Annotated in this window: 5 protein-coding genes; 3 read left to right on the top strand and 2 right to left on the bottom strand. The window is 55.4% G+C overall.

Annotated elements, in window-relative coordinates; genetic code table 11:
- The first annotated feature begins 1,086 nt into the window (after nucleotides 1–1,086).
- Both sphsw_RS05660 and sphsw_RS18715 read left to right on the top strand, forming a co-directional pair.
- On the top strand, nucleotides 1,087–1,530 hold the full coding sequence (locus sphsw_RS05660; protein ID WP_031439747.1) for a globin domain-containing protein: 444 nt from the start codon (nucleotides 1,087–1,089) through the stop codon (nucleotides 1,528–1,530).
- Nucleotides 1,530–1,952 (top strand): DUF1971 domain-containing protein, encoded by a 423-nt coding sequence (locus tag sphsw_RS18715; protein WP_081874165.1) that lies wholly within the window; start codon nucleotides 1,530–1,532, stop codon nucleotides 1,950–1,952. The genes sphsw_RS05660 and sphsw_RS18715 overlap by 1 nt, the downstream gene beginning before the upstream one ends.
- Before the next feature lie 168 nt (nucleotides 1,953–2,120).
- On the opposite strand, the gene sphsw_RS05655 is transcribed toward sphsw_RS18715, so the two are convergent.
- Nucleotides 2,121–2,354, bottom strand: coding sequence for a hypothetical protein (locus sphsw_RS05655; RefSeq protein ID WP_200874011.1), 234 nt, complete (start codon nucleotides 2,352–2,354; stop codon nucleotides 2,121–2,123).
- Nucleotides 2,355–2,516: 162 nt separating this feature from the next.
- The gene (locus sphsw_RS05650; protein WP_031439745.1) at nucleotides 2,517–2,957 is read right to left on the bottom strand and encodes a CBS domain-containing protein; all 441 of its coding nucleotides are present in this window, start codon (nucleotides 2,955–2,957) and stop codon (nucleotides 2,517–2,519) included.
- Between the two features lie 377 nt (nucleotides 2,958–3,334).
- Here sphsw_RS05650 and sphsw_RS19270 point away from each other — a divergent pair, with 377 nt between their 5' ends.
- Complete coding sequence (locus sphsw_RS19270; RefSeq protein WP_152555408.1) at nucleotides 3,335–3,619, top strand: hypothetical protein; 285 nt, start codon at nucleotides 3,335–3,337, stop codon at nucleotides 3,617–3,619.
- The last annotated feature ends 77 nt before the right edge of the window (nucleotides 3,620–3,696 follow it).

The raw sequence follows: 3,696 nt of genomic DNA, 5'->3' as shown, positions 1-3,696 counted from the left end.
TACATCGCCAAGATCTGGACGTCAGAGCCGGACAGGTTCATCGTCGATCCGATCCACCATATGCTGGGGCTAAACACCTAGGTAGTATCCGGGTCCTCCTCAGGCAGAGCATTCGCGTCATTGTCCGTCAGTTTCTCGGAACATGGTATGAAGCCACTTTAGGAGGAGCGTGGCTGACAAAATGGCAATCCAAGGGACTAAAGGGTCCGTTTGTTCGGCTGAGCCCACCTGAGCGACCCAAATCGCGATCAACAGCGCAATCAAAGCGATAGCTGTTAACAACATCTTGCCAGCTTTCGCTTCTGCTCGCCAGAGTAAATCTGAAAGCAGAGCTATGGTTAGAGAAAGCAAAATAGCGATAACGCTTATAATTAGAAACCTCCTATTTTACTTAGCAGAACGAGTTAAATCTATATCTAATAGTAAACCTCGTTGCATAATAGAATCTGATAAAACTATTGGCCTTTCATCGACCATCCGAACTGTGGCTTGATATTACTCCATTGTCGTCATGTGCAACGCTCTCATCATCGGTACTATGAAAGCCTCATGTAGCCAGCACGCAAGCGATCCTGACCTTTCCTGCAACAGCCTGGCGATATCTTGGAACGTACCTAGCGATGCTACGGCCGGCAGACAGCCGGTGTCCCGGCGCATCCTCTCCCCAACGACAGCCCTGCTGAGCTTGTCGGCCAACCGTAGCACCTCAGAGTAACGGGAGCTGACCGCCTTCAGTAGCTAATTTTAGGTGAGATTTGGGGAGTGCTCAAATCGCTTGCACGATTGTATCGCGATGCGATATATTAGCAACAGGTCGCAAGGAGGATAAGCGCCAAACGAATCCTCTATGGTAACTCTTGAGCGCCGACTCAGCTTCGACAGGCGCCGCGCACGTCTCCCGCTTCGAGGAAACTCCGTGCATGCCGCTTGGCTTATGCCTCATGCCACAACCGGAGTGCCAACCACATGGTCGAATTTGCTGATCGAACGATGCGCTCCAACGAGGTAGCGCCTTTTCAGGTGCAGCGTTTTTATACAAACGCGTCCTTTAGTTACGACACATGACGACAACCTCAGGAGTAAATCATGACTAAGTCGCTTTCGCGCGAGACTATAATCGTCATCAAGTCGACTGCGCCGGCGCTCCAGCAGCACGGGGTCGAAATCACAACGCGCATGTACGAACGCTTGTTCGTCGATCCAGAAATCAAGGCGCTATTCGACTTAGCGGCCCAGAAATCGGGCGAGCAGCCAAAGCGGCTGGCTGCTGCCATCCTCGCTTTTGCGCAGAACGCCGACAAGCTGGATGCGTTGAAGCCCGCTATCGAGCGCATCGCTGCTCGCCACATCGCCACCCATATTAGGCCGGAACACTATCCCGCGGTTGCAAACGCGCTGCTCCCGGCGATTGAGGATGTGCTGGGTGATGCGGTAGACGAGAGGGTTCTAGCTGCATGGGGCGAAGCCTACTGGTTTCTCGCTGAAGTCCTGATATCGCGCGAGAAGACGCTGTATGCCGAGGCGGCGTGATGGACATCAACACGCCTTCTGACAGCCCGAACGAGCTTCCTGAGGGTTTGGTTTTGTACCGACAGACCGACATCTTCACCGAATCCTCTGTTCCTGCCGGGCTACTCAGGGACCATTGCACCAAGGCCGGCGTCTGGGGTCTGATACAAGTCGCAGAGGGTCGTTTGCGCTACCACGTAACAGACCAGAGGCGGACCGGTGCCGTGAGCATCCTTGCGCCGGATTGCGCAGCAGGCGTTGTCGAGCCAACCATCCTTCACTGCGTCGAACCGCTGGGACCCGTCCGCTTTCTCGTCCAGTTTTACCGAGACTCACCCGAGCCAATCCCGTTGTGCCGCCACGAGGAAATGGCACGACGAGAGAACGAACATCGGGCAGCAGTTGCGGCGTCGCCGGATCGGCTCGCCGACGGACAGAGTTAGGATGATGCACTCGGAATCCGGCTCGCGCTTATTTCCCGAGTAAAGGCAGGCGGTGGCCTGGTAATGGGGCGCTATCAACGTAAGCCGACATCGCGTCTGATAAGCGTCCGAGCCATTACGGAAGGTTTTTCTCAGCGAACACAACGGTTTTATAAGATTGCGCAGGATTCATTTCGGCTGCGCTGATCGGAAATGGACGGCCCGACCGACGAGGTCGGTCATGTGATCGGCTGCCCTAATCGTTAGAGGATGATGCGTGAAGCCGGGCCGGGGAGAGATGTAATCCGCCATCTCCCGCGCCACCTGGAGCTGCCGATCGGAGCCTTCCGCCAGTACAGCAATTATCAGGTTCTCAAGCGCGATGACGCGTATGCGAAGCTGAACAAGTTCGGCGTTGGTCATGTCGGGGACCTCCGCGTGAGTTCCATGGGCGGATGCGAGCGCACCACCCTCATTGTCCCACCTCGACAGTGCTCGCTGGCCAAGCTCGGTCGGGGCCAGGAGTGGATCAGGGTCAGGCATCGGGATTTCCTCAAAGGCGTCGTTTGGTAGCGCGGGCATTCATCATCGGTAGCCGACGCCCTTCACGTAATCGGCCAACTGCGCTTCTTCATATTCGGCATCACCCAGCAGTACGCGGAGAATGGCTCGCGCAGTAAGTACACCTATGGGTCGGTTATCTGCGGCCACGACGGGGATATTCTTCAGATGTCGCTCTTTCATCAGCTTGGAAACGTCCTGTAGAAGATCCGCCTCCCGACACAGCGCAACATCGCGCGTCATAACCGTCGAAACTGGGCACATGCAGGTTGCGCCCTGACAGACGCTGATTTGCCGGACGACATCGGTTTTGGTGACGACACCTTGTATGGCCCCCGCGCTGTCGCATACGATCACGAGATCAGTCCCGGAGGACAAGAGTTTGGCGGCTTCGATCAGCCGCGCATCATCGGTGATCGTCACGAGCTTTTCGCGCGCCACCTCCAACATTCCTTCAACGAACATCGTCTTGCCCTCCTCCTCGCGCCGACATGCGCGCTAAACGTCGTTCTGTCGCCTGTAGAGATAGGGAACCGAGGGACGCTACAAACGAGCGGACGTGAGGCTGCCGCGCCCTCCACGCTTTTCGGGAGACTTTTGGCTATCAAACCGCGGTTCAGACGCAACAACGAACTAGGGTTGACCAGAGATGACGTTGTTGTCATCTAAATAGCATGTACGCTTTCGCGCCATATTCGCGTTTCCGCGACCACGCAGGCCAACTCGCCGCACGCCTGTAGCCCGAGCTCGGCGGCATGCCGATCGGGTTCGGGCCTTATTCGATCTGATTTTCACGGACGCGCTCGGCGCGACCGTGTTCTCGAGTATGCGGATAACCAAAAATGGCTGATGTTGATTTCACGGCGATTGATCGCCGTTCGGAGCCTATTGCTTCACAGGACGCGGACAACCTGACTAGACGTGTGTTGGTATCCAGACCTGAGAGTTTTTTCTCCCTTCGATTTCACATGCAAGTTGAAGAGGAAGAAGCCGAGAATTTACCATGCCGTCCATCACGGAGCCGCCAACGCGGGCTACATCGCTTTATCGACTTAAACTTGCTGTTATTGATCCTGTTTATTGGCATTCCGATCTTGGTGTACTGCATTCTTTCAACCGTTACCTAGGTGTTTAGTCCCAGCATATGGTGGATCGGATCGACGATGAACCTGTCCGGCTCTGACGTCCAGATCTTGGCGATGTA

The organism is Sphingomonas sp. FUKUSWIS1, from assembly GCF_000733135.1.
In the GTDB taxonomy this organism is placed as follows: Bacteria; Pseudomonadota; Alphaproteobacteria; order Sphingomonadales; family Sphingomonadaceae; genus Sphingomonas; species Sphingomonas aerolata.
Note: the sequence above shows the minus strand (reverse complement) of the source record. Positions and strands in the feature narration are given on the sequence as shown.